Origin of the sequence: Streptomyces sp. NPDC050263 (assembly GCF_040655955.1) — a bacterium.
GTDB lineage: Bacteria > Actinomycetota > Actinomycetes > Streptomycetales > Streptomycetaceae > Streptomyces.
The window spans coordinates 1-24563 of the sequence record NZ_JBFAKW010000026.1; the positions used below are offsets into that span (position 1 = coordinate 1).

At 71.7% G+C, this 24563-nt stretch carries 17 protein-coding genes; 4 read left to right on the forward strand and 13 right to left on the reverse strand.

The window, feature by feature from the left end; all coding sequences use genetic code 11:
* Nucleotides 1-422: 422 nt before the first annotated feature.
* Nucleotides 423-4280 carry a helix-turn-helix domain-containing protein gene (locus AB0J04_RS14815; RefSeq protein WP_363168787.1) on the forward strand — a complete coding sequence of 1286 codons (3858 nt, stop codon included), beginning with the start codon at nt 423-425 and terminating at the stop codon, nt 4278-4280.
* A 20-nt stretch (nt 4281-4300) separates the two neighbouring features.
* Here the strand turns inward: AB0J04_RS14815 and AB0J04_RS14820 are convergent, their stop codons facing one another.
* Genes AB0J04_RS14820 through AB0J04_RS14830 form a run of 3 tightly spaced genes read right to left on the reverse strand, consistent with a single transcriptional unit; the run spans nt 4301 to nt 7250 of the window.
* Nucleotides 4301-5014: a hypothetical protein gene (locus AB0J04_RS14820; RefSeq protein WP_363168789.1), complete on the reverse strand. Its 714-nt coding sequence runs from the start codon at nt 5012-5014 to the stop codon at nt 4301-4303.
* Between the two features lie 16 nt (nt 5015-5030).
* Entirely contained in the window at nt 5031-6542 is a 1512-nt protein-coding gene (locus tag AB0J04_RS14825) for an alpha/beta fold hydrolase (protein WP_363168791.1), read from the reverse strand.
* Nucleotides 6543-6557: 15 nt separating this feature from the next.
* Nucleotides 6558-7250, reverse strand: coding sequence for a hypothetical protein (locus AB0J04_RS14830; protein WP_363168792.1), 693 nt, complete (start codon nt 7248-7250; stop codon nt 6558-6560).
* Nucleotides 7251-7495: 245 nt separating this feature from the next.
* Between AB0J04_RS14830 and AB0J04_RS14835 the strand changes: the two genes are divergently transcribed.
* Nucleotides 7496-8209, forward strand: coding sequence for a BTAD domain-containing putative transcriptional regulator (locus tag AB0J04_RS14835; RefSeq protein ID WP_363168793.1), 714 nt, complete (start codon nt 7496-7498; stop codon nt 8207-8209).
* Between the two features lie 201 nt (nt 8210-8410).
* Here the strand turns inward: AB0J04_RS14835 and AB0J04_RS14840 are convergent, their stop codons facing one another.
* The 3 genes from AB0J04_RS14840 to AB0J04_RS14850 all read right to left on the reverse strand — a co-directional run bounded on the left by AB0J04_RS14840 (nt 8411) and on the right by AB0J04_RS14850 (nt 11349).
* The gene (locus AB0J04_RS14840) at nt 8411-9046 is read right to left on the reverse strand and encodes a ScbR family autoregulator-binding transcription factor (protein ID WP_363168824.1); all 636 of its coding nucleotides are present in this window, start codon (nt 9044-9046) and stop codon (nt 8411-8413) included.
* A 239-nt stretch (nt 9047-9285) separates the two neighbouring features.
* Nucleotides 9286-10524, reverse strand: a complete 1239-nt coding sequence (locus tag AB0J04_RS14845) for a cytochrome P450 (protein ID WP_363168795.1) — start codon at nt 10522-10524, stop codon at nt 9286-9288.
* 141 nt (nt 10525-10665) lie between these two features.
* On the reverse strand, nt 10666-11349 hold the full coding sequence (locus AB0J04_RS14850) for a ScbR family autoregulator-binding transcription factor (RefSeq protein WP_363168796.1): 684 nt from the start codon (nt 11347-11349) through the stop codon (nt 10666-10668).
* A 293-nt stretch (nt 11350-11642) separates the two neighbouring features.
* Between AB0J04_RS14850 and AB0J04_RS14855 the strand changes: the two genes are divergently transcribed.
* Nucleotides 11643-13484 (forward strand): acyl-CoA dehydrogenase, encoded by a 1842-nt coding sequence (locus AB0J04_RS14855; protein ID WP_363168797.1) that lies wholly within the window; start codon nt 11643-11645, stop codon nt 13482-13484.
* Nucleotides 13485-13681: 197 nt separating this feature from the next.
* Here the strand turns inward: AB0J04_RS14855 and AB0J04_RS14860 are convergent, their stop codons facing one another.
* The 7 genes from AB0J04_RS14860 to AB0J04_RS14890 form a co-directional block, all read right to left on the reverse strand.
* Nucleotides 13682-14506 carry an SAM-dependent methyltransferase gene (locus AB0J04_RS14860; RefSeq protein WP_363168799.1) on the reverse strand — a complete coding sequence of 275 codons (825 nt, stop codon included), beginning with the start codon at nt 14504-14506 and terminating at the stop codon, nt 13682-13684.
* A 153-nt stretch (nt 14507-14659) separates the two neighbouring features.
* Nucleotides 14660-15766: an FAD-dependent oxidoreductase gene (locus AB0J04_RS14865; protein WP_363168800.1), complete on the reverse strand. Its 1107-nt coding sequence runs from the start codon at nt 15764-15766 to the stop codon at nt 14660-14662.
* Between the two features lie 170 nt (nt 15767-15936).
* On the reverse strand, nt 15937-18081 hold the full coding sequence (locus AB0J04_RS14870; protein WP_363168802.1) for a beta-L-arabinofuranosidase domain-containing protein: 2145 nt from the start codon (nt 18079-18081) through the stop codon (nt 15937-15939).
* Nucleotides 18082-18094: 13 nt separating this feature from the next.
* On the reverse strand, nt 18095-19996 hold the full coding sequence (locus tag AB0J04_RS14875; RefSeq protein WP_363168825.1) for a beta-L-arabinofuranosidase domain-containing protein: 1902 nt from the start codon (nt 19994-19996) through the stop codon (nt 18095-18097).
* A gap of 69 nt (nt 19997-20065) precedes the next feature.
* Nucleotides 20066-20887: a carbohydrate ABC transporter permease gene (locus tag AB0J04_RS14880; RefSeq protein WP_363168804.1), complete on the reverse strand. Its 822-nt coding sequence runs from the start codon at nt 20885-20887 to the stop codon at nt 20066-20068.
* Between the two features lie 47 nt (nt 20888-20934).
* Nucleotides 20935-21804 (reverse strand): sugar ABC transporter permease, encoded by an 870-nt coding sequence (locus AB0J04_RS14885; RefSeq protein ID WP_363168805.1) that lies wholly within the window; start codon nt 21802-21804, stop codon nt 20935-20937.
* A gap of 58 nt (nt 21805-21862) precedes the next feature.
* Complete coding sequence (locus tag AB0J04_RS14890; RefSeq protein WP_363168806.1) at nt 21863-23191, reverse strand: sugar ABC transporter substrate-binding protein; 1329 nt, start codon at nt 23189-23191, stop codon at nt 21863-21865.
* 217 nt (nt 23192-23408) lie between these two features.
* Between AB0J04_RS14890 and AB0J04_RS14895 the strand changes: the two genes are divergently transcribed.
* Nucleotides 23409-24437, forward strand: a complete 1029-nt coding sequence (locus AB0J04_RS14895; protein WP_363168807.1) for a LacI family DNA-binding transcriptional regulator — start codon at nt 23409-23411, stop codon at nt 24435-24437.
* The last annotated feature ends 126 nt before the right edge of the window (nt 24438-24563 follow it).

The following is a 24563-nucleotide window of genomic DNA, read 5'->3' on the forward strand; positions in this document are numbered from 1 at the left end:
TGCTGTCGCGAGGGTGTCCAGGTTGTTCGTCACAAAACGATCATGGATGCCCTCGTTTGCGTCTCCGCAGGCACCCCTTGGAATTGATCATCTAGAAGACGTCGTCCGGTTCTTCCGGATCTGCGCTGCCGGGTACGTGGTCGGTGCTCATGGGGTCGCCTCCCTTCCTGTGCCTGACGGCTGTTTCCCTGTCCGGGTCCGGGTCCCTGTCCGTGTTCCTGGGGACCGGGGCCGCGTGGCCGCCCGGCGCAAGCTCCCCTCGGTGCCGGGCGGCGCGGCGGCCCCCGTCCGAGGAAGCCACTCCCCGCGGCCCGGGGACAACCTGTTGCCCCGGGCCCGGACGAGCCCCGACAGTGGTCGGACAAAGCCGGACACGTCCCACAGGCCGTGCCACCGGCTCACACAGCTTCGGGGGAGGACGAATGTCCGAGAGACAGAGCGGACACCATCGATGCCGTGAGGACGCCGATCCGAGGGCGATCACCTCGGTCTCGGACTTCGCCCACCAGTTGACGCAAGCTCGCCTGCGAGCCGGACTCACCGTGCGTCAGGTCGCCCGGGCGGTGCGGGTCGCGCCGAGCACGGCCGGCGACTACTTCTCCGGACGCCATCTGCCGCCGGTGCGGGCGCCCCACCTGCTCACCGCCATCCTGGCCGTGTGCGGCATCGAGGCCCAGGAGTCGCTGGACCACTGGCACGAGGCCCTGGTCCGGGTGCGGATGGCGCCGGGGCGGCCCCCGGCCGGCGCACCCGCCCCCTACCGCGGGCTCCAGGTCTTCGAGGAGGAGGACGCCGACTGGTTCTTCGGCCGGGAGGAGCTCACGGCCACGCTGACCGGGCGGCTGCGCCTGCTCGCCGGGTCCGGCGGTGGGCTGCTCGCCGTGGTGGGCCCCTCGGGCTCGGGCAAGTCGTCCCTGTTGCGGGCCGGGCTGATTCCGGCGGTCCGCGGCGGGGCGCTGACCGGCCCCGCGGGCGGGCCGGGCACGTCGGACGGGGTCGTCCTGATGGTTCCGGGCCGCGACCCGGCGGAGGAACTGGCGGCGCGGCTGCGGGAGTTCGACACCGGCGTCCCTCCCCTGACAGCGCAGCCGCTGGTGGTCGTCGACCAGTTCGAGGGGCTGTTCACCATGTGCGGCCGCCCGGAGGCGCGTTCGCGCTTCACCGAGTTGCTGGGGAGTCTGCGGCCCGGGCTCGTCGTCATCGGGCTGCGGGCCGACTTCTACGCGCAGGCCCTGCGGTTCCCGCTGCTCGCCGACGCCCTGCAGAACCGGCAGTTGGTCGTCGGCCCGATGACCCCCGACGAGATGAACCGGGCGATCACGGGACCGGCCCGCAAGGCCGGCCTGGAGATCGAGAGCGGCCTGGTGGAGCTGCTGTTACGGGACCTCGCGCCGCGCGCCTCGTCCGGCGGCGACGCCGACCCGGGTTCCGCCGCCCATGACCCCGGCGCCCTGCCCTTTCTGTCCCACGCCCTGCACGCCACCTGGCAGCGGGCCTCCCGCAGCCGGCTCACGGTCGCCGCCTACCGGGACAGCGGGGGCATCCGCGACGCCGTGGCGCACACCGCCGAAGCCGTGTTCGCCGAACTCTCCGACGTGCAGCAGGACATCGCCCGGCTGATCTTCCTGCGTCTGGTGCACGTCACCGACGACACACTGGTCTCCCGGCGGCGCGCGCAGCTGGGCGAGTTGCTCGACCGGGCCGAGGGAGCGCAGTCGGCGGAGCCGACGGCCGTCCTGGCCGCCTACGTCGAGCAGCGGCTGATCACCGCCGACAGCGACACCGTGGAGATCTCCCACGAGTCGCTGCTCACCGCGTGGCCCCGGCTGCGGGACTGGATCGGCGCCGACCGCGACGGACTGCGCGTCCATCAGCGGCTGACCGAGGCGGCGCGCAACTGGAAGGAGTCCGGGCGGGACGCCGGTCTGCTGCTGCGCGGCACATCGCTGGCGCTGACCGGCGAGTGGGCGTCCGACGCCGCACATCGCGACGCCGTCAACACCGACGAACGCGCCTTCCTCGACGCGTCGTCGCTGCACGAGGAGCAGGAGCGGCGGGCCGCCCGCAACCGCACCCGCAGACTGCGCCAACTGCTCGGCGTGGCGCTGACCCTGGTGATCGTCGCCTGCGCTCTGTCGGTGTACGCACAGCGTCAGCGGGACCGGGCGGACCGGGCCCGGACCGAGGCCGTGTCGCGTCAACTGGCCGCGGAGGCGGGCCGGATCGGCGGGCACGATCCCTCCGTCAGCGCTCAACTGGCGCTGGCCGCCTACCAGAGGGCGCGGACGCAGGAGGCGCGCGCACGGCTCATGGACTCCTCGGCGGCGCCCTCGGCCACCCGGTTGAACGGGTTCACCGGGTTGGTGCAGTCCGTGGCGCTCGACAGCGGGCGACGGCTGCTGGCGGCGGGGTCGTCCGACGGGACGGTCGGGCTGTGGAGCACCACGGACCGCACCCGGCCGCGGCGGCTGGCCCGGCTGCGCGTCTCCTCCCGACTCGCGGTCTTCGCGGTCGTGTTGAGCCCCGACGGGCGCACCCTCGTGGCCGGCGGCGGCATGGGGCTGCTGCACCGCTGGGACATCTCCGACCCGGAGCGGCCGAGCCCGCTGCCCGATCTGCCCGGCAGCCCGGACGCCACCGTCTACGCGCTGGCGTTCGCCCCGGACGGGCGGGGGCTGGCCGTGGCGGGCGCGGATCACACGGTACGGCTGTGGGCGGACGGGCGGACGGCGGGCACCGCCGCGCCGCCGACGGTGTTCCGCGGCGGTGACGACTACCAGCAGTCGGTGGCCTTCAGCCCGGACGGTGCGCTGATCGCGGCGGCGGGGCACGACGGGAAGACCCGGCTGTGGCGCACCGCGGGCACGGGCCGCGAGACGCCGATCGCGACGCTCGGCGGGTTCGAGGGGCCCGCGCTGGGGGTGGCGTTCAGTCCCGACGGCCGTTCGCTGGCGGTGTGCAGCCAGGACCGCACGACCCGGCTCTGGGACATCTCCGACCCCGTCCGACCCCGGGCCGCCGGCACCCCCGGGGGCAAGGCCACCAGCTGGCTCAACTCCGTGGCCTTCAGTCCCGACGGCGGCGCGCTCGCCATCGGGGGCAGCGACGACGCCGTCCGGCTGTGGGACCGTGACACCGACTACGTGACCACGACGCTGCCGCATCCGGGGGCGGTCACGTCCATGGTCTGGTTCGACCGGCAGACGCTGGTGACCGGCTGCGCCGACGGCGTCCTTCGCCTGTGGTCGCTGCCCTCCCCCGTGCTGACCTCGGCGCAGGGCGTCAACGCCCTCGCCTACAGCCCCGACAGCAGACTGATGGCCATCGGCACCCTGGAGCTCCAGCTCTGGGACCTCGCCCGGCATCAGCCGGTCGGCAAGGCGTGGAGTCCCGGGGCCGGCGCCTTCGTCCAGTCGCTGGCCTTCTCGCCCCGGGGGCGGACCCTGGCGGTGGGCTACAGCGACGCGATGGTGCGCCTCTTCTCCTACACCCTCACCGGTGATCTGACCCCGCTCGGTCCGCCGTTCCGGGTGGCGGACAGCGGCACCGTGGAGTCGCTGGCCTTCAACCGGTCCGGGACCGTGCTGGCCTCGGGCGCCGACGACGCCACCGTACGGCTGTTCGACACGAGCCGGCCGGACCGGGTGAAGGCCCTGCGCACGCTCACGGGAGCCACCGACGCGGTGCTGTCGGTGTCCTTCGCGCCGGACGGACGGCACGTCGCCGCCGGCAGCATCGACCGGGTCGTCCGCGTGTGGGCCACCACCGGGAAGGACACGCGGCCGCTGGTGACCCTGGGCGGGCCGACCGGATATGTGTGGTCGGTGGCGTTCAGCCCCGACGGACGGCTGCTGGCCGCCGGCAGCGCGGACCGCACGGTGCGGATGTGGGACACGAGCGACATCCGCCGTCCGGTACGGGTCGGCCCCGAGCTGACGGGCTTCGCCAGTTACGTGTACTCGCTGGCGTTCAGTCCGGACGGCAGCGCACTCGCCGCCGGCAGCACCGACTCCACCGTGTGGCTCTTCGACGTCACCGCTCCCCGGAGACCCGAGGTGCGCGCGGTGCTGACGGCCGCTTCCGGCCATGTCTACGCGGTCGCCTTCAGCCCGGACGGCGAGAGTCTGGCCGCCGGCGGCGAGGACCACACCGTACGGCTGTGGAAGACCGACACGGACGCCATCGCCCGCCATCTGTGCGAGTCGCGGGGGGACCCGCTCACCGAGTCCGAGTGGCAGCGCTTCTTCCCGTCGGCCACGACCGAACCGACCTGCGGGTGACCGGGGGCGGCGATCCGGCGTCAGCCCGCGAGTTCCGGGGGCAGCAGCCCGCCCACCGGAAGGAGATCGAAGAAGTCGTGCTCGGCCGCGGGCGCGTACCGCACGATTCCCGCGAAGCGGGGTTCGCGGACGGTGACCTGCGCGATCGCCTCGGGAGCGGCGTCGTCCAGCGACTCGCACACCGTGCCGTGCCAGTAGCCCGCGTCGTTCAGCGCGTCTGCCGTCCGCTCCGCCGGTATGCCGGCAAAGGACAGGTTCACCGCCAGGTACAGCCGCTGGACGCCCTTGTCGGCGCAGGCCCGCGCGAGCCGTCTGCCGGTGAGTCCCTCTCCGCCGCTCTCCCCCGGGGCGAACTGCGCCAGCATCACGAGCAGCGCGGCCTCGCCCACGCAGGGCCAGCTCTGGGTGAAGGAGAAGGCGCCCGGGTCCACCGGCTCCGGCTCACCGCTGTCCTGCGGCCCGTAGACGATTCCGGCGCCGGCGGACGCGGAGGCGGGCCGGACGCGGCCGTCGAAGTAGGCCCAGCGCCAGCCCTCGACCCGTCCGTCGGCGTTGCCCGCCTCCGCGCCCTGCGTCCACCCCAGCATGTAGCGGGTGTCGCGGACCCGCGGCGTGGCGGGCACGTCCGGCGGTGCGCTGATGCCCGCGTCATAGCCGTCCTGCCAGCCCCTGACCTCGACGGGCACCAGCACTGCGGGCTCGTCCGGAACCGGGTGGGGGTTGTGCTGGGGCATGACCGTTGTCCTCTCGTCAGTTCCAGGCCGTCACCGTGAGCCGGATGCGCGCGTCCTCGCCGAGGATCCTTGCGGTGGTGTCGGGCAGGCTGACGTCGGCGACCCACTCGCCGCGGTCGGGGTCCTGGTCCGTCAGGGCCGCGTTCGTCGGCACGTAGTCCCTGAGGGAACCGCCGATGACGGATTTCCAGGTGGCCCAGACCTGCAGGCCGCCGGCATCGGCGCCCACGTCGACGACGAGGATGTCGTCGAAGTCGGCCGTCTGCTCGACGTGGTCGCCGAAGTCGAAGAGACCGTCGTCGTGCTCCCGCAGCGACAGGATCCGCAGATGCAGCGCGTAGCGCATCGCGTCGGAGCCGTTGGGGCTGACCAGGTCCGTGTCCAGGAAGGTGGTCGCCAACGCGACTCCCCCGGGATCCGGTGCGGCGAACGGCAGTTGGACCGGACACCACTGGGCGCTCGTCCGCTCGTGCATCACGATCTGCAGACCGCGTATCGACAGGGTGACCTCCGCCTGCCAGGTGGTGTCCGCGGTCTCCTGCAACCGGTGGTCGACCAGCGCGGCGTGCACCTTGAGGTCGCCGAACAGGAACCGCCGAAGATTCTGGTAGCCCTCCTCGGAGTTGACGAGTCCGTAGCGTCCGCTGTGGCTGCGGTGCACATAGGCGCGCTGGGCGCCGGGGACATACGCGTTGTCGATCTGCACCAGCCCGTCGCTGCGGGCGCCGACCGCGGCGGACGACAGACCGTGCGCCACGTCGTAGTCCTGCGGATTCGTGCCGACCAGACAGAAGACCCGGCTGAGGGGGAAGGCGAACGGCTGCCCGTCGCCGGCCGGCATCACCCGGGGATCCCAGCCCTTCGGCGGCTCGTCGTCCTTGCCCGCGCCGGGCGTCAGGTACTGGTACATCCGCTCACGGCCGAAGATCTCGGCGCCGTTGATGCCGATCGCGTCCCGCAGCCGCTCCAGCACGCCGAACCCGAGGTCGAAGGTGATGCCGCCGTGCGGGGTGCCGTAGGTGAAGAGGTCGGCCACGCAGTCGGTGGGCTCGCGCCCGGCGTCCGGAAGGATCTTCTGGATCAGACAGCGGCAGATCAGGCCGCCCATGGAGTGGGCGACGAGATGGACGCGCGGGGCCCCGGACTTCGCGGTCACCTTGTCGATCAGCTCCAGCAGATCCCGGGCGGCGTCCTCCATCCGGAACTCCTCGGGCTTGGCCCCCCAGGTGCTCGCCGAAGGATCGTAGAAGCGGTGTATCCAGACGGTGTTGCGCGGAACCGTGGCCTGGGTGTCCAGGTAGACCTGCTGACTGCCCTCGACCAGGATCTGGTACTGCAGGTCCTTGTGGAGGCGCAGCAGCGGGCCTTCGAACTGGTAGAAGCCCGGTTTGTTCTCCTGGCCGATACGGATGTGCGTGGAGCCCGCGTTGAACCCGTAGAACGGGTCCGCGACCGCGCCGTCGATGCCCGACTGGCCGCCGGCGTAGCCGCGGACGTAGACGACGGGCAGCTGCTGGGATTGGGTCATGGCGTCCGCCCGGGGTCAGCACTCACCGACGCCCGGCAGCCAGGCGTCCGGGTGGTCGATGAAGATGTTGGAGACATATCCGCCGAGCGCGGGCACGAACGCCCACGCGTCGTTGCTGTGACCCGCCGTGTCGACCCGGTCGCCCCGGGCCTGGCAGGTCACCGTCACCCGGGTCGGCCCCGTCAGCACCGCCACGACCGCCGCGCCCAGACGGGGCTCCGCCCGTACGTTGACGCCGGCGCCCCAGGTGGCGAATTCGCCGTCCCCGCCTCCTCCGCCGCCACCGCCGTCCGGAGCCTCGCCCAGGATGGGCAGGCTCCAGCTCTGGGACTCGTCGCAGCGCGAGTCGGCCACCACGGACAGGTGGAAGTGCGCCTCGTGCGGGTTGGGGCCGCCGTAGGACCCCCACTGCCAGCTGCGGTTGTCGGCGATCCGGCGGTTGGCGATGACGTACTTGATCCGGGGATCGCGGCTGCCGAGCAGTTGGTCGGCGACCAACTGGATGTCGAGGCCGTGCGCCGGGTCGTGGGTGAAGTCCCGCGCGGTGACGATGCCGGGTCCGAACCACGGGTTGTGGTCGCTGTCGTTGCCCCGCGTCTGGTGGGCGGCGTCGCCGATGCTGCCGTCGGCCGCGATGCTGCGGCCCGGGAAACGCGTGTCGAGCTGCGCCTTGAGGGTTTCCAGGCTGTTCGCGACTCTCCAGGACATCGCGACCTCCAAGTGGGGAAGTGCGCACAGTGGGGAAGGGCGCTTCAGCGCCGCGGCCCAGGCTACGGAGCCGCCGTCAGCACGGCGTCATCCTGTCGTCACCGGCCAGGTCAGGCCCGCCCGACGGAGTTGCGGAGCGTGGCCGGCGGCCCGAAACTGAAGGCGGAGGCCTCCTCGACGCACGTGGCACGCCGCAGGCGGCACGCCCCGGCGTAGCGCCGGGCCAGAGCGAGGCGGTCAAGTTGGTGTCTCCTCCCCCACGGTTGCGGTTGCTCGGCCCGTTCCGGTTGGAACTCGGTGCCGAGACCGTCGAACTGTGCCGCAACGGCCAACGGCTCCTGGCGTTCATGGGCCTGCGGCAGCGCGCGTGCCGCACGGTCCTGGCCGGCACCCTGTGGCCCGAGGTCACCGAGGAGCACGCCAGGGGCAGCCTGCGCACCGCCTTGTGGAAGCTGCCGCGCACGGAGCCGCCGCTGATCGGTTGCTGCGGAGACTCGCTGCGGGTCGCGCCGGCCTTGTGCGTGGACGTCCACACCCTCACGCGGACAGCGCTCGGCGTGGTGCAGGGCCGCGGCATCGTGGCGCACGCGCCGCCGCCGCTGGAGCTGCTGCACGGCGAGGACCTGCTGCCGGGCTGGGACGAGGACTGGGTCCTGCTGGAGCGGGAACGCCTGCGCCAGCTGCGGCTGCACGCGCTGGACGCGCTGGCCGAGGCGCTGATCCGGCAGGGACGGCCGGCGCTCGCGATGGAGGCGGCGTGGGCGAGCGTCCGCGCGGAACCCCTACGGGAGAGCGCCCACCGGGCCGTCGTGTCCGCGCATCTCGCGGAGGGCAACCTCAGCGAGGCGCTGCGCCACTATCACGCCTTTTGCCGTCTGCTGAACGAGGAGCTGAGCGTCGAGCCCTCACCCCAGTTCACCCGGCTCCTCACGGAACAGCTCCCTCGGCGACGTTCCTGACGACAGTTCCCACGGATCAGCGGCCTCCAGGGCGTCGGCGCGGCGCTCGGTCCGGGCATGGGCTTCGTGCCGGTGACGCGCTCGGCCTCGCCGTCCCGTCGGGCATCTCCGCGAAGCGGAGCCGGTCGGCCGTCGCGGTCGGCCGGCATCGCCCTCGGCCGACGGCCCTGCGCAGACACGCCGAACCGGACAAGGACGCGGCTACTCGGCCTGTTCCTCCGCGGCCGCGCCGATCTCCGACGGAGTCGGGGCCGGGTCCGGCGAGGCCGCCGGCCGTGGCAGGACGAAGGTCCACAACTGGGTCACGCGCTCCACCGACAGCCAGTCACGGTCCTGCGCGCCCAGCACGTCGAACCCGGCCGTCGCGGCCACGATCGCGGTCGTCGCGGCGTCGGCCGACACGTCCTGCGCGAGCTCTCCCACGTCCTGCGCCTGCACCAGGAGATCGTGCACCCACACCCGCCACCAGTGCAGGATCTGGGCCCCGCCCTTGCGGGAGGGATCGCCGCTCAGCCGGAACCCCGCCCTGATCAGGGGATCGCCGACCATGGCCAGGAGCAGACCGCAGGAGGTGTGCAGGAGGGACTGGAGCAGTGTGTCGGCCCCACTGCGGCATCGCTCCGCCAGCTTCTCCGCGGAGTCCGCCGCCACCCGCTCCACCTCCCCCGCGAGGTCGCTCTTGCTGGCGAAGTGGAAGTGCAGTGCCCCGGTGCTCACCCCGGCCCGTCGGCTGATGGCGGGCAGGGAAGCCCCGACATAGCCCTCCGCGGCGAACACCTCGGCCGCCGCCTGGACGAGGGACCGACGTGTGCGCACCGCCCGTGCCTGCCTGACCATCACGACTTCCTCCCTCGGCCCGCACGGGCGACGGAAGACCGCGCCGCCCGCGCACGCCGAAACGTGGAGAGCATCCCACCGGTATCGCGCGAAGTAAACCGCACGTTCGGTATCTTTAGCGAAGCCGGACGCCCTTGCCGAACGCGCCCTCGATGAACGCGACTTCGATGAACGCGCCTTCGGCACGACGCCGCCGGACCAGGTCGGTCCGGCGGCACCCTCGGCGGCACGCCTCCCGGTCAGTCGTCCGCGGGCGCGAGCAGGACGGGCAGCGAGCGGTGACTGTTCATCAGAAAGCTCGGCAGCGGCTGGAGTTCGTTCGGCGGGCAGGCGAGTTCCATCCGGGGGAAGCGTTCGAAGAGCGCGGTGAACGCGCTCTCCGCCTCCACCCCGGCGAGCGGAGCCCCCATGCAGCGGTGGGGCCCATGGCCGAAACCGAGGCCGTCGCCGTCCTTGCGCAGCACGTCGAACCGGTCGGCGTCCGGTCCGTAGCGCTCGGTGTCCCGGCCGCCGGCCGCGAAGGAGACGAGGACGGCCTCGCCCTTGCGGATGAGCACGCCGTCCAGGTCGATGTCCTCGACGGCGAACCGCATCGGCGAGTACGCGCCGGGCGTGTGCACCCGCATGGTCTCGGTCACCACGTCCTGCCAGGACGCCCGCCCCTCCCGGACATGCTCCAACTGCTCGGGCCACAGCAGCAGCGCCCCCACCGCGTTGGTGATCAGGGCGGCGGTGGTGTCCTGTCCTCCGGCGATCATCAGGAAGAGGGTGCCCAGCAGTTCCTCCTCGCTGAGCCGGTCGTCCTGGTCGCGCGCCTCGATCAGCAACGACGTCAGATCGTCGCCGGGTTCGGCCCGCTTGGCCTTGACCAGCTCCGACAGCCGGACGAAGGCCTCCAGTCGCGCCGCCTCGATCTCCTGCCCGCTGATCGTCGTGCCGAACACCGTGTGCAGCGCCGCGCACAGGGCGTCGGTGTCCTCGCCCTGCGGCACCCCGAACAGCTCGCAGATCACCCGCATCGGCAGCAGCTCCGCGAACGAGGACCGCAGATCCACCGGCACGCCCGGCCGGGCCGCCGCCGCGAGCCCGTCGACGAGTTCGCCCGCGATCTGCGCGACGCGTGGCCGCATCGCCTCCGAGCGACGCGCGGTGAACGCAGCCGCCACCAGCCGGCGCAGCCGGGTGTGCGAGGCACCGTAGGCGAACAGCATGTTCTCGTTCACGACCCACGGATACAGCGGCCATTCCTCGGTGATTCTTCCCTCGATGAACTCGGGCCAATGCAGGCGAGCGTCCTTCGAGACCCGGGAGTCGGTGAGCAGCCGCTCCACATACCGCTGCCGCACCACCGCCCAGGCCACCACGCCCCCCGGCAACTCCACCCGGACCGCGGGGCCCTTGGCCCGCAGCATCGCCGCCTCTCCCGCGAGATCACGCCCCGTCACATCGAGGGCGTAAGGGCAGGCAGTCGTATCCATCGTCGTACTCCCTGGGGTCGTCTTGCACGCTTCGGCACTCGCACCGGCCCGGCGAACCGTTCACCCCACACCACTCCCCCCGTCACACCACCCCCAACCACCGCCCCACGTCAGCGGATCAGCCGCTCAGCCGGTCGGCGCTCAGCCGGTCGACTGGGGCTGCCTCGCCTCCCCGCTCGACCGCACGGCCTCCTCATAGACCCGCGCGCCGCGGCCCGGCGTCGTGTCCAGCTGCAACAGCACCCCCGGCACCGCGACCCCCGCCATCAGGTGCCGCTGGAGGTCCGCCACCCGCTCCGGCAGGTCCGCGTGCCCCGTCATGACCTTCGACAGCACCTGCACACCCGTGAAAGCCCCCACGAACATCCGCGCGGCGGCGGCCACATCGATGTGCGGCAGCAACTCGCCGCGCTCCTTCGCCCGCCCCAGCACCTCCGCGTTGCGAGCGATCCACCCGTTCATCGGCACCCGCCGGTCCAAGCCGTCGCTCGGCGCCCCCTGATCCACCGTCAACCGAACGCTCCCCTGCACCAGCGGATCGCCCATCCACAGCAGATGCGCCAGCACGAACGCCTCGTCCAGCCCCTGCTGGAGCATCAACTCCCGGGTCGGCACGGCCGGAACGGCCTCCAGCTGACTGGCGAGCACCGCCTGCGCGAGCTCCTCCTTCGAGGCGAAGTGGAAGTACAGCGCGCCCTTGGTCACCCCGGCTCGGGCGAGGATCCCCGCGATCGTCGCCGCCTCGTACCCCACCTCCGCGAACACCGCCGCGGCCGCGACGAGGACGGCCCGCCTCGTTCGCACGGCCCGTTCCTGCAGTGCCACGCCCCACCTCCGAGGTAGCTCCCCCGCGATTTCCGGCTCCGGAAAATATACCGACAGGTCAGTCTCCTGCCACCGCGTGGGGCGCGCGGCCCGCCCCCAGGTCACCGGAACACGGAGTACCAGCCATGCCAAACCTGCTCTTCCGGCGCAGACACCACTGAAATCCCGCCATCCGCGGCCTTACGGTTTGCCGATTTCTGTCTTGATAACAAAACCGGTAGGTCCGTATCTTCTGGCTCACTGCACATCCAGACATCCAGTTTCCGGATCTGCGACAAACGGGGAGAGGGTCCATGGCTCTTCTGGCATTCCACAGCGGAGAGCGCCCCACCGGGCCACACCACGTCGGCCGTGTCGAGCACGTCGACCACACCACCGAGACCGTCCGCGAGCTGACCCGGCTGCTGTTCGACCAGGACGGCGAGGGCGAGCGGGTCCACGCCCCCTGGCGCCGCCTCATCGCCGAGGACACCTTCCGCCACCGGCCCGGCCTCACCCCCGAGCAACGCGCCGCGCAGTCCTACACCTGGCTACGCCTGGTCAACGACACCCTCGAGGACCCCGAGTCCCTCGCCACCGACGTGGCCCTCCTCACCGCGCTGCACGAGTGGGCGGCCATCGTGGAGGGAGGCGGAGGCCTCACCACCGTAGCCAGCATCCATTACAACCTCTTCCTCGGCAGCCTTCTCGACCATGACGACGACCCCGTGAGAGACCTGACCGAGTTCACCGCCCTGCGACGCATCGGCACGTTCCTGTGCACCGAGCTCGACCACGGCAACGACGCGCCCGCGCTGGAGACCACCGCCCGCCTCGACCCCGCGACCGGCGGCTTCGTCCTGCACACCCCTCACCCCGGCGCCGCCAAGTTCATGCCCAACACCAGCACCCTCGGCGGCCCCAAGTCCGCGGTCGTCGCCGCCCGTCTCCTCATCGACGGCCGTGACCACGGCATCTTCCTCTTCCTGACGCCCCTGACCGACGGCGACGGTCCCCTGCCCCACATCACCGTCACTCCGCTCCCGCTGCGCCCGAACGCCCCCGTCGACCACTGCCTCACCTCGTTCGACCAGCTGCCCCTGCCCCGCCAGGCCCTCCTCCAGGGCGAGCACGGACGCCTGGGGCCCGACGACGCCCTCAGCAGCAACCTCGGCAACCGCCGAAAACGCTTCCTCGCCTCCATCGCGCGCGTCACCGCCGGGAAGCTCTGCATGAGCGCGGCGGCCGTCGGCGCCTCGCGGGCCGCGCTCGCCATCGCCGTCCGCTACGGCGACCACCGCCAGGTCAGCGGCACCCGGCCCGGTCAGCGCATCCCGATCAACACTCATCGCACCCACCACGGCCGACTCCTGCAGGCCGTCGCCGACGCCTATGCCATGACGTTTCTCCACCGCTCGCTCACCGCCGAGTGGATCCGCCACAGCGCCGAGGACCGCACCCGCCTCGAACGGCTCATCGCCCTCGCCAAGGCCTGGATCACCTGGCAGGCCCGCACCATCGCGCTGGAGGCCCGCGAGCGCTGCGGCGCGCAGGGGCTCCTGCCCGCCAACCACCTGGCCGGCTTCCCCGAGTACATCGAGGGGACCATCACCGCCGAGGGCGACAACCTCCTCATCACCACCAAGGCCGCCGCCGAGCTCCTGCACCACCCGCCGACGCCGCCCGCCGCCGACCCCGGCCCGCCGCACCTCACCAACCCGTACTTCCTGCGCAACCTGCTCGTCCATACCGAGCACGCCTTCCACGCCCAGGCCCACAACGCCCTGCGCAACGGCCCGGCCCACGACCCGCAGGCCCGCTGGAACACCGCCTCCGCGCCCGCCCTCCAGCGAGCCCACACCCACACCGCCCTCCTGGCGGCCGACGCCCTCCTGGCCGCCCTCGACCACACCGCCCACCGGCCGACCCGTCAGCTCCTCACCGAACTCACCACCCTCCACCTCCTCACCCAGCTCACCCCGCACACGGGCATCCTCCTCGCCGACGGGCACATCGCCCCCCACCACATCCACCAGCTCACCGCGACCGTCGACGCCCTCACCGACAGCCTCCAGCCCCGGCTCACCACCCTCACCGAGGCGTTCGACCACCCGCCCCAGTACCTCGACGCCCTCCCCCTCATCTCCGCCCGCTGAGCCGGCCGACCCGGGTGCGGCCCCGGCGGCCGCCGGTCCGCGTGCGCTACGGCGAGCAGGTGGTCACGGTCCGCGTGGCGATGGGCAGCGCGTGCCCGCTCGCGGATGCCCGGGCGGCGCGCGAACGCGCCGCCCGAGGCCGCATCCAGGGCTGGATCGTGCTCACCGTCGCCCGGGACCGAGCCGTCGCGGGCAGGCTACGGCTTGCGGCCCATGCCGCAGTAGGCGTCGACGGCGGTGGCGAAGTTGGCTGAATCAGCAGGGTCGGAACGCCACTTGGTCACCTGGACGATCCCGGGTTCCACCAGCTCCAGCCCCTCGAAGAAGCCGCCGATCTCGTCGATGCTGCGCACGTAGTAGGGCACGGCGCCGCTCGAGTTGTACGCCTCGGACGCGGCGATCATGCCCGCGCTGGTGGCCGTGCTGTCGCTGATGACCAGGTGGCTTCCGGACGGCAGGCCCGCCATGAGTCGCCGCACCAGATCGCGCGCCTGCTCGTAGTCGGCCACGTGGCCCAGCGTGTTGAGGATCATCAGGGCGACCGGCCGGGAGAAGTCGAGGGTGCCCGCGGCGGCTTCCAGGACCGCTTCCGGGTCGTAGAGGTCCGCGTCCAGATAGGCGGTCTTGCCTTCCTTCGTGCTCGTCAGGAGGGCGTTGGCGTGGGCGAGCACGACGGGGTCGTTGTCGACGTACACGATGCGGGCGTCCGGGGCGACGCGCTGTGCCACCTGGTGGGTGTTGTCGGCGGTGGGCAGACCGGTGCCCACGTCGAGGAACTGGCGGATGCCCTGCTCCCCCGCCAGGTAGGTCACCGCGCGGCCCAGGAAGTGCCGGCTGGTGACGGCGACGTCGACCAGCCCGGGGAAGATCTCCTTGATCTGGTCGCCTATCTCCCGGTCGACCTCGTAGTTGTCCTTGCCCCCGACGAAGTAGTTCCAGAACCGGGCCGAGTGCGGCTTCGACGTGTCGATCCGGCCGGGTGTTCCCACAGTCGCATCGGTCTGGGAGGTGGAGTCCGACACAGCAAAGCCTCCTGCACAGGTACGTTGATGATCAGGAGCACCAACCTAGGCGAACTTTCTTTCGGCGCAGGTGAGTTGAGAGCGCTTGCCATCGCCCGGCATGAGGTTTCGGCCACGTCGCAGGGCGATACGCGGCGGTCCCGACGGTCCGTGTCAGGTTGCGGTGTAGCCGAGTTGGCGCCGCATGTACGGGGTCATGAGGGTCTTCGCCTTGGCCAGTACGGAGGTGCGGCCGCCGAGCACCGCGCTCTCGCCGCCCGGCACCGGCAGCAGGGTCAGTCCGTCGGCCTGGCCGAACGGCACGATGAGCGGGGTGCGCTGGGCCGGCCGGTAGAGGCGGGGCTCCTTGCGGTGCCTGCCGGAATGGTGCAGCTGGGTGCGGATGTTGTGGGCGGCGAGGTCGGCCTGGGCGAGTGCGGCCGGGGTGATCTTGAGCTCGGTGGCGTCGTTGACGTCGCCGACCGCGAACACGTCCGGGCGGCCGGCGACCCTGAGCTTGCGGTCGACCTTGATGTGGCCTGCGGCGTTCAGCCAGTCGCCGTGTCCGGCGAGGCGCAGCCAGAGCGTGTTGGGCGTGGTGCCGGTCGCCCAGAAGGAGACGTCGGCGTCGATGATGTTGCCGTACGCGTCGCGGTAGGTGCCGAAGTCGTTGCCGGGGGACATGAACGAGTCGAGACGGACCTCCACGTCGTGGGACTCCAGCCAGGACAGCGCCTTGCGCCCGGCCCGCTCGCTGCCCGTGGAGTGGAGCAGGGCCTGCCCCGAGTGGGCGAGCGTGACCCGGGCGTCCGGCCGGGCGAGGCGTATCTCCGCGCTGAGTTCGACGCCGGAGGGGCCGCCGCCGACGACCAGGACGTGTTCGGCGGCGGCGATCTTGCGCTGGTGACCGGCGAACGACTTGACCGTCTGTTCGGTGGTGGTGCCCGTGAAGCGGGCCGGTTCGGGGTAGTCCGCGCCGGTGGCGATCACGACCACGTCGTAGGGGAGCCGCTCGCCCGTCGCGAGGACGACCTGCCGTTCGACGGTGTCGATGCGGGTCGCCTTGCCGACCACCATCCGGCCCTCGTGCAGGAGTCGGTCGTACGGGATGAAGGGGGTCATCGACCACTCGGGGCGCACGCCGGCGCGGAGGGAGGCGATACGGTGGAAGAAGACCTCTTTGCGGTCCACCAGGGTCACCCGGGCGGTCGCGTCCAGCCGTTTCGCCAGCCGGACGCCCGCGTAGCCGCCACCGATCACCACTACGTCGCCGTCGCGCACGCGCGTCTCCTGTGCATGGGGGAAGCGAGCGGCACGGCACGTGGGGTGCCTCGGCCACTCGAACTGCCGTTGAGCGTAGCGCTTGAATTCTCAAGTTTGCGTGGAACTATGTGGACGTTCCGTGAAGCCCTGCGCTGATAGGCAGCTCACACGTTTAAAACGCCGCGACGTCAGTTTCTGAGGTTGGCGTTGACGGCGGCCGTGACGACGCGGTCCCGTTCGGTCCGGGTGAACAGCGCCGTGGAGAGCCAGACGTCGGCCAGGGTGCGGACCGCGTCCACGAACCGGGCGGAGGTCGCGAACGGGGCCTGCCCCCAGAGGACGTCGAGGAAGGTCAAGCCGTCGCCGCGGGCGCGGTTCGGCACGCCCGAGTCGCTCGTGCCGAAGACGACGACCGGCTCCGCGCGCTTGAAGTAGGCGTGGTAGCGGGTGTCGTCCGCGATGTGGAAGGGGGCCAGGGTCAGGCCGTGCGTGGTGAAGTGGTGCGGGCGGCCCTCGGGGCGGATCGGGTCGGCGAGGTCGCCGCGCAGTGTGAAGTCCTTGTAGAACGAGAACGCCCGCAGGCTCGTCGCCTGACTCCGCGCGACCAGCAGGATCGGCCCGTGGAACAGGGACTGGACGGTCGGGTCGTCCAGGGCCCGTTCGACGCGCAGCCGGTAGGGGGCGGAGACGGTGACCCGGTCGCCGCGCTGCCAGGTCCGGCTCAGGGTGAGGTAGCTGCCGGGCACGGCCCGCGCCTGCAGCCGGACCCCGTTGACGGTGACCGTGAAGCCCGCCGTGGCCCAGGACGGAACCCGCAGCTTCAGATCGAGGCTGCCGCCGCCCTCACGGAAGGTCAGGGTGCGGACGCCTTCGGTCGGGTAGGCGCTCGTCTGCTCGATGACAAGGCCCCGCTCCGGCCAGCGCAGCGTCGAGGCGAGGTAGAGGTTGACGTACAGCGCGGTGCCGTCGGCGGAGCGGAAGTACACCGAGTCCTGGTACTTGGTGTGGTTCTCCATGCCGGTGCCGCCGCAGCAGGTGCCGGTGTTGTCGTACTCGCGCACCGCTCCCGGGCCCATGCCGACGAAGTAGGTGACCTCCGGGCCGGTCGTGCCGGCGGCGTCCCGGCGGGAGGCCAGGATGTGGTTGGTCAGGCCCCGTTCGTAGTGGTCCATGTAGGCGGCGTCCGGCTCGTGGAAGAACAGCTGCCGACTGAGCTTGAGCAGGTTGTACGTGGCGCACGTCTCGGCGTTGTCGTCGCCCAGGGTGGCCGCGACGGCCCCTCGTGCGCGGAACATCTCGCCCTGGCCCGTGCCGCCCAGGCTGTAGGTGCGGGGGCCCGCGACCATGCCCCAGAAGTTACGGGCCGCGGCCGCGTACTCCTCGTCCCCCGTGTGGTCGAACAACCGCAGGTAACCGGTGAACTGGGGGATGTGCTGGTTGGCGTGCCGGCCCTCCAGGACGTCCCGGTCGTCGACGCAGGCGTCCAGCAGCGCGGTGTTGTCGAAACAGCGGGCGGCGGCGAGGTGCTCCGGCCGTCCGGTCAGGGCGTACAGGTCGGCCAGCACCTCGTTCATCCCGCCGTACTCACCGGCGATGTAGATCGACCACATGCGCTCCAACTGGGCCTTGGGCAGCCGGCCGAGTCTGCTGTGCACCCAGTCGCCCATCTTCGACGCGACGGCGAGGGCCTGCGCGTTCCCGGCCAGGGAGTGCGCGTCCAGAAGACCGCGCATGATCTTGTGGCAGGTGTAGTAGGGCGCCCAGATGGTGGGGTAGGTCGTGTAGCTCTCCAACAGGATGAACTGGGTCTCGGGGTAGGCCGCCAGATAGCCGGGGTGGGTGGGCTTCGGCGTGCCGTGGTCCGCGAACGCCTGCTGGCAGAGAGCGAGTTCGGCCACGAGGTGGTCGAGCTTGGTCTTGAGGGCGACCTCGCGCGTGTCGGCGTAGGCCTGGGCCACGAGGGTGAGGAAGTGACCGGCGTAGTGGCCGCGCAGATTGCCGTCGGCGGTCTCCCAGCCGCCGGGCGGCCGGGCGCCCCGGGTGTCGAGCCCGGCGTTGGCACGGAATACGGCCAGGATGCGGTCGGCCGGGTAGTCGCGGGCGTAGGTGAGCATCAGGTCGCGCTTGCGGCGGAACACCCCGTCGCCGAGGGCGACCTGGTCGAGGGCGAAGGGCTGCACCGCCCAGGCGGACGGGGCTGCCGTCGCTGGAGCGGGTGTCGCCGCGTCGGGTGTCGCCGCCCGCGCCGCGGGGGCGGCGGCCGCTAGTGGGCCGACGGCGGCGCCGCCCGCGGCCAGTTTCAACACCTTGCGGCGGGTGGGGGGTTGGGACATCTTCGGACTCCGATCATCGGTCGTCGGTGCTCCCCGGCCGAGCGCCGCGCGTCGGCAGCCACACCCTCATCGTGGAGGGCCCGCGGTTGGCCCAGGAGTGGTACGGGACCAGGACGATCCCCGCGCGCTCGGCGGCCGGGGGACCGGCGGGGGCATCGAGCGGACGGTACGGCCAGGGTGCGTCGGACTGTGCGTCGTAAGCGATTGCGTCCCCGTCGACCACGACGGTGTCGTCCGGCCCGTCCTGCGGTGCGGTGGACGGGTCCGTGCGGATCGCGTCGACGTCGTGGCCGTCCGGGAGATCCACGGACTCGGCGCAGTACACCAGGGGCCCGCGCTCGACGGCAAGGGCGCCTCGCACGGCGTCGACGCGCGGGTCGGGCGCGGTCCAGCGCGGCCGGACCGGCAGGTCGAGGCGGATCTCGTCGCCGGGGCGGAAGACCTGGGTGACGGCGGCCGTGCCTGGGGGCGCGGTGCGGCACGATCCGTCGGGGGCGGTGAGCCGGGCGGTGCTGCCCCGTGTCCAGTCGGGGACGCGCAGGGACAGGGTCCACGGGTGGTCCGGGGTGCGCTCGACGCGTACGGTGACGCTCCCGCCGTGGGGATAGTCGGTGCGCACGCTCAGTGCGAGGCCGCCGGTGGCGATCTCCGCGTCGGCGTACTGGTGCAGCTGGATGCCGTGGTCGTCGGCCGTCGCCAGGTAGGCGGGGAGGAGGGCGAGGGTGCGGGCCACGTTGGTCGGGCAGCAGGACACCGCGAACCAGGGGGCGCGCAGGCTCGACTCGGCGCGCGGGCTCTCGGCGTCCGCGGGCGGCACGGCGCCGCGGCGGCGCCGGTGCAGGGTGTTGGCGTAGAAGAAGGCCCGGCCGTCCTCGGACGGGGAGGTCGCGACCACGTTGAACAGGGTGCGTTCGGCGAGGTCGGCGTAGCGCGGGTCGCCGGTGGCGAGCAGCAGCCGCCAGCTGAGCATCACGGAGGCGACGGCGGCGCAGGTCTCCGAGTAGGCGCGGTCGGGCGGCAGGACGAAGTCGTCGCCGAAGGCCTCGTCCCGATGGTGCGAGCCCATGCCGCCGGTCAGGTAGGTGCGCCGGGCGACCGTCGCCTCCCACTGTCGTGCGACGGCCGCGAGCAGGTCGTCGTCCCCGGTCTCCACCGCCACGTCGACCGCGCCGGCGGCGAGGTAGAGGGCGCGGACGGCGTGGCCGCGCAGCACGGTCGCCTCCCGGACGGGCAGGTCGTCCTGGTAGTAGGCGCGGCCGAACTCGGGGTCGGCGAGCGTGTGCCGGCCGCGGCGCTCGACGAAGAGCGCGGCCTGGTCGAGATAGCGCTGCTCCCCTGTCGTCCTGGCCAGTTCGACCAGGGCCGTCTCGATCTCGGGGTGTCCGCAGACGCCCTCGATGCCGTCCGGGCCGAACGCGGCGCACACCTGGTCGGCGGCGCGTCGGGCGATCTTCGCCAGCTCGCCCTCGCCCCGGGCGCGGGACTGGGCGACGCCCGCCTGGATCAGGTGGCCGTAGCAGTACAGCTCGTGGCCCCATTCGAGGTCGCTGTAGCGGTGCTGTTGGCCGGGGCGGCCGAAGGCGGTGTTGAGGTAGCCGTCCGGTTCCTGGGCGGGGGCGATGGTCTCGGCGAGTGCGGCCAGCTCGGTGTCGTGTCCGCCCGACCAGGCCATGGCCTCCAGCAGTTTGTAGACATCGGAGTCGGCGAACTCCCGTCCCCGGCGGTCGTGCCGGATGCGTCCCTCGACGGCGGCACGGAAGTTGCCGATCCAGCCGACGCGTTCCATCCAGTCATGGCAGTGGTCGAGGGTGGCGGTGGCGTTGGTGTGCCGACGGCGGGCCCAGAACCCTCCGGTGATCCGGACCTCGTCGAGGCCGAGCGGCCGGAGCCGGCCTCGGCCGGGTGCGACCGGCACGACCGGCACGACGGGTGAGACGGGTGAGACGGGTGAGACGGGTGAGCCCACGGTGTTCTCCTTCACGCTTCATCCCTTCAGGGCGCCCGACATGAAGCCCCGCACGTAGTGCCGTTGCAGCAGCAGGAAGAGGAGGAGGCAGGGCACGGCGAGTACCACCACCCCGGCTTCGGTGGCGCCGTAGTCGACGGCGCCCATGCTCTGTTGTCGCAGGTTCGCGACGGCCAGCGGCAGAGGCGCCTTCTGGCTGTCAGAGATGAGGATCAGGGGCGCGATGAAGTCGTTCCAGGCCGCGAGGAACGCGAACAGACCCACCGTGATCAGCCCTGGCCGCACGGCCGGAAGGAGGACCCTGCGCAGCGCGCCCGCCGTGCCGCAGCCGTCGACGAGTGCCGACTCCTCCAGTTCGCGCGGCACCGCCTCGAACGAGATCCGCATCATGAAGGTGGCGAACGGGAGTTGGAACATCGTCAGCACCAGGCTCAGCCCGAACAGCGAGTTCTGCAGATGCAGCCTTCCGAGCAGCACGTAGAGCGGGATGAGCAGGGTGGCGTACGGGACCATCAGGATGGCCAGGGTCAGCAGGAACAGCAGGTTCTTGCCGGGGAAGTCGAAGCGGGCGAAGGCGTAGCCGCCGAGCAGGGAGACGCCGAGGGTGAGGGCGACGGTGAGCACGGAGACCAGGGTGCTGTTGCCGAGGTAGCGCCACAGCCCGGCGTCGTAGTCGAGCAGCGTCCGGTAGTTGCCCAGGCCGTAACCGGTTTCCTGCGCGGTGCCGGGCTGTGCGCGAACCGACGCCCAGGCGTTCCACAGCAGGGGGAAGAGGAAGATGACGGCCAGTCCTGCGGCGACGACGTAGTAGGGCGTCCGGCCGAGGGCTCGGGTGAGCACCGGTGGCTCCTTTCCGCGAGAGGCGCGGGTGGCGCGGGTGGCGCGGGTCATGACTCGTCGGCGTGGCGCAGACCGCGGAACTGCAGGACGTTGAGCAGGAGCAGCGCGGCCAGCACAAGGATCGACAGAGCGGCCGCGGTGCCGAGGTTCATCCGCTGGAACGCCTCGCGGTAGATCAACTGCACGACGGTGACGGTGCTGTTGTCCGGTCCGCCCTTGGTGAGGACGAAGAACTGGTCGAAGGCGAGCAGCGATCCGGTGACACAGAGCAGCAGGGACAGCGCGAGCGAGGGACGCAGCAGCGGCAGCGTGATGGAACGGAAGATCTGGCTTCTGCTCGCGCCGTCCATGCGGGCCGCCTCGTACACCTCGTGCGGGATGCGCTGGAGGCCGACGAGCAGGATCAGCATGTAGAAACCGGCGAACTTCCAGACGATCAGGAAGACCGTCGACAGCAGGGCGGAGGTCGGCGTGCCGAGGAAGGAGACCGGGTCGTCGACGAGGCCGAGCCGCTCCAGGATGCTGCTGAGCGGCCCGGTGGTGGGGCTGTACAGACCCCAGAAGAGCAGGGAGGCGGAGGCGAGGCCGAGGGCGCCGGGCAGGAAGTAGACCGTGCGGAAGAAACCTGCGCCGGGGCGGGACTCCTGCACGAGCAGGGCGAGGAGCAGGGCCAGGCCGAGCAGGACGACCGTGACGATGGCGGTGTAGAGGAGCGTGAAGCGGACGGCGGGCCAGAACAGGGTGCTGTCGGTGACGTCGGTGTAGTTCTCGGGGGCGTTGCCGCCCTGGTCGCCCGCGAGCAGCGGCCAGTCGCTGAGCGACATCTGTCCGACGAGGAGGAGCGGCAGCAGGAAGAAGACGGCGACGAACACGGCGGTGGGGGCGGCGTAGCCGAGGCCCTGGAGCCTGCGCCCCAAAAGCGCGCGCCCCTCGACTCTCCGCCCCTGGAGTTCAGGGAAGCGCCGGTCCCCCATGTCAGTCGGCCAGCGAGGCGGTGACCGCCTTGTTGTCCTTGTCCACCGACGTCCCGTCGCCGAAGACGGCGTCGCGCATCAGGGACAGCCAAGGTCCGTTGGGGTCGTTGAAGGTCTGGCCGAACTTCAGGGCGTACGGGGTGCGGCCGTCCGCCACGAGCTGGTTGACGGCGACCAGGCGTGGGTCCGCGGCCGAGTACTTGTTGGACGCGAGGTCGGTGCGGGCCACGACGTCCTTGTGCGCGGCGACGACGTCGACCTGTGCCTCGTCGCCCAGTGACCAGGCGAGGAAGTTCCAGGCCTGGTCGGCCGATTTGCTGGTGGCCGAGATGCCGATGGCGTCGCCGCCGACGAAGGTGGACTTGCCGCCGTCGGGGCCAGGGATGGGCGCGACGCCGAGGTCCAGGTTCTTGGGCATCAGGCCCAGGGTGGTCGACGGCATGGGCATGACGCCGACCTTGCCCTTCGGGAAGACGCCGGTCCAGGTGGCGCCCGTCTCGTCGCGTGCGCCGGGGGCCACGATGTCGTCCTTCACCCAGCCCCGGTAGGTGTCGTAGACCTTCTTCGCGGTGGCCGAGTCGAGGTTCGCCGCGGTGCCCTCCTCGTTCAGCACGTCCTCTCCCCCGGCCCAGATGGACGGCCACCAGGTGAAGACGCCGCAGCCGCCGCAGTTGCCGCCGAAGAAGGTGCCGTCGACCCCGCCGCCCAGCGCGTCCACGGCCCGCGCCTGCCGGTCCCATTCGGCGAGGGTGGCGGGCGGCTTGGCGGGGTCGAGCTTCGCCTTGCGGTAGAGGTCCTTGTTGTAGAAGAGGACCGACAGGTCGAGGGTGTGCGGGACGACGTACTTCTTGCCCTCGTACGTGCCTGCCTTGATGTGCGACTGGGCCAGCTTGTCGGCGAAGGGCAGGGCGTCGATGCGCTCGGTGAGGTCGGCGAAGAGGCGGCTGGTGGTGTAGTTCGGCACGAACACCACGTCGGAGGCGAAGAGGTCGGGGAGGTCGCGGGAGCCGGCGGCCGCGCCGACCTTGGCCTGGTAGTCGTCGGTGGGGACGACGGTCAGTTCGATCTTGTTCTTGTGGCCCGCGTTGTAGGCGTCGACCAGCGCCTCGCTCTGCGGCCGGGTCGCCGCCCGGGTCCACATCGTGAGCGTGGCGCCGTCGTCGACGCCGGTGGCGTTCGCGGCTCCGCCGCCTCCCCCGGTTTTCGAGGCGCCGTCCGAGCCGCCGTCCCCCGATCCGCAGGCCGTGATCAGGCTCGCGGCGGCGAGGAGCGCGACGACGCCGGTGGCGAGCCGGCGGATGGGTCTACGTGGTCCGGTCGTGCTCCCCATGACGATCCCCCTACTGTGGGTTCTGCGACGGAAAGGAACCGAAAAGGCTTTCTGAAAGCTAGGACTCGGCCGACAGCGCGTCAATCCCCTTGCAGAGAACGGCTGTCGGGGATCGTCGTCCGAGCTTCGCCGAAACCTGTGAAAGCGTCTCCGGCGCACCTCTGCCGAAACATTTCGCGTACGGTTCATGCAGGCGACGTGAGACAGGAGACCATCCATGACACCGGCCGTCGGCCCCTCTCGTTCGCATCCCGCCACGCTCAGCGACGTCGCCCGGCTGGCCGGCGTGTCCATCGCCACCGCCTCCAAGGCCCTCAACGGCCGCAGCCAGGTGCGCGCCGAGACCCGGCAGCGGGTGATCGAGGCGGCCGAGCGGCTGGCGTTCCGGCCCAATCAGCTGGCGCGCGGACTGCTCGTCGGGCGGTCGGGCACGGTCGGTCTGCTCACCAGCGACCTGGAGGGCCGGTTCAGCATCCCGATCCTGATGGGCGCCGAGGACGCCTTCGGCGCGGGCGAGGTCGCGGTGTTCCTGTGCGACGCGCGCGGCGACGCGATCCGCGAGCAGCACCATGTCCGCGCGCTGCTCGGGCGCCGCGTCGACGGTCTGATCGTGGTCGGCAGCCGCACCGACCCGCGGCCGTCCCTCGGCCGTGAACTGCCCGTCCCGGTCGTCTACGCGTACGCGCCGTCGGACGATCCGGCGGATCTGTCCATCGTCCCCGACAGCGTCGACGCCGGCCGGATCGCCGTGGAACACCTGCTGGCCTGCGGCCGGACCCGGATCGCGCACATCACCGGCGACCCCGGGTACCTCGCGGCGCAGGAGCGGGCCGAGGGCGCAGCGGCCGCGCTCGCCGACGCCGGTCTCGCCCTGGTCGGCGAACCGCGGTTCGGGGCCTGGTCGGAGGGGTGGGGCCGGGCTGCCACCGCCCTGCTGCTCGACCGGCACCCGGACGTCGACGCGGTGCTGTGCGGCAGCGACCAGATAGCCCGTGGGGTGATGGACGTGCTGCGGGAGCGCGGGCACCGGGTGCCGGAGGACGTGGCGGTCATGGGCTTCGACAACTGGCAGGTCCTGACCGCCGCCTCGCGCCCGCCGTTGACGAGCGTCGACATGAACCTGGAGCAGGTCGGGCGCGCGGCCGCGCACGCCCTGTTCACCGCGATCGGCGGGGCACGGCGCTCGGGGATCGAGACGGTGCGCTGCCGCGTGATCATCCGGGGATCGACGGCGCCCCTGTCCTGAATCCGGCCGTCGGCTCTCTCGGGCGGCTTTCTCGGGCGGCGTCTCGCGCTCTCTTGACACTTCATCAGCCCGCTCCTACGTTGCGAAAACCTTTCAGGTCGGTTTTCTGCTGCGCATGTCTGTCAG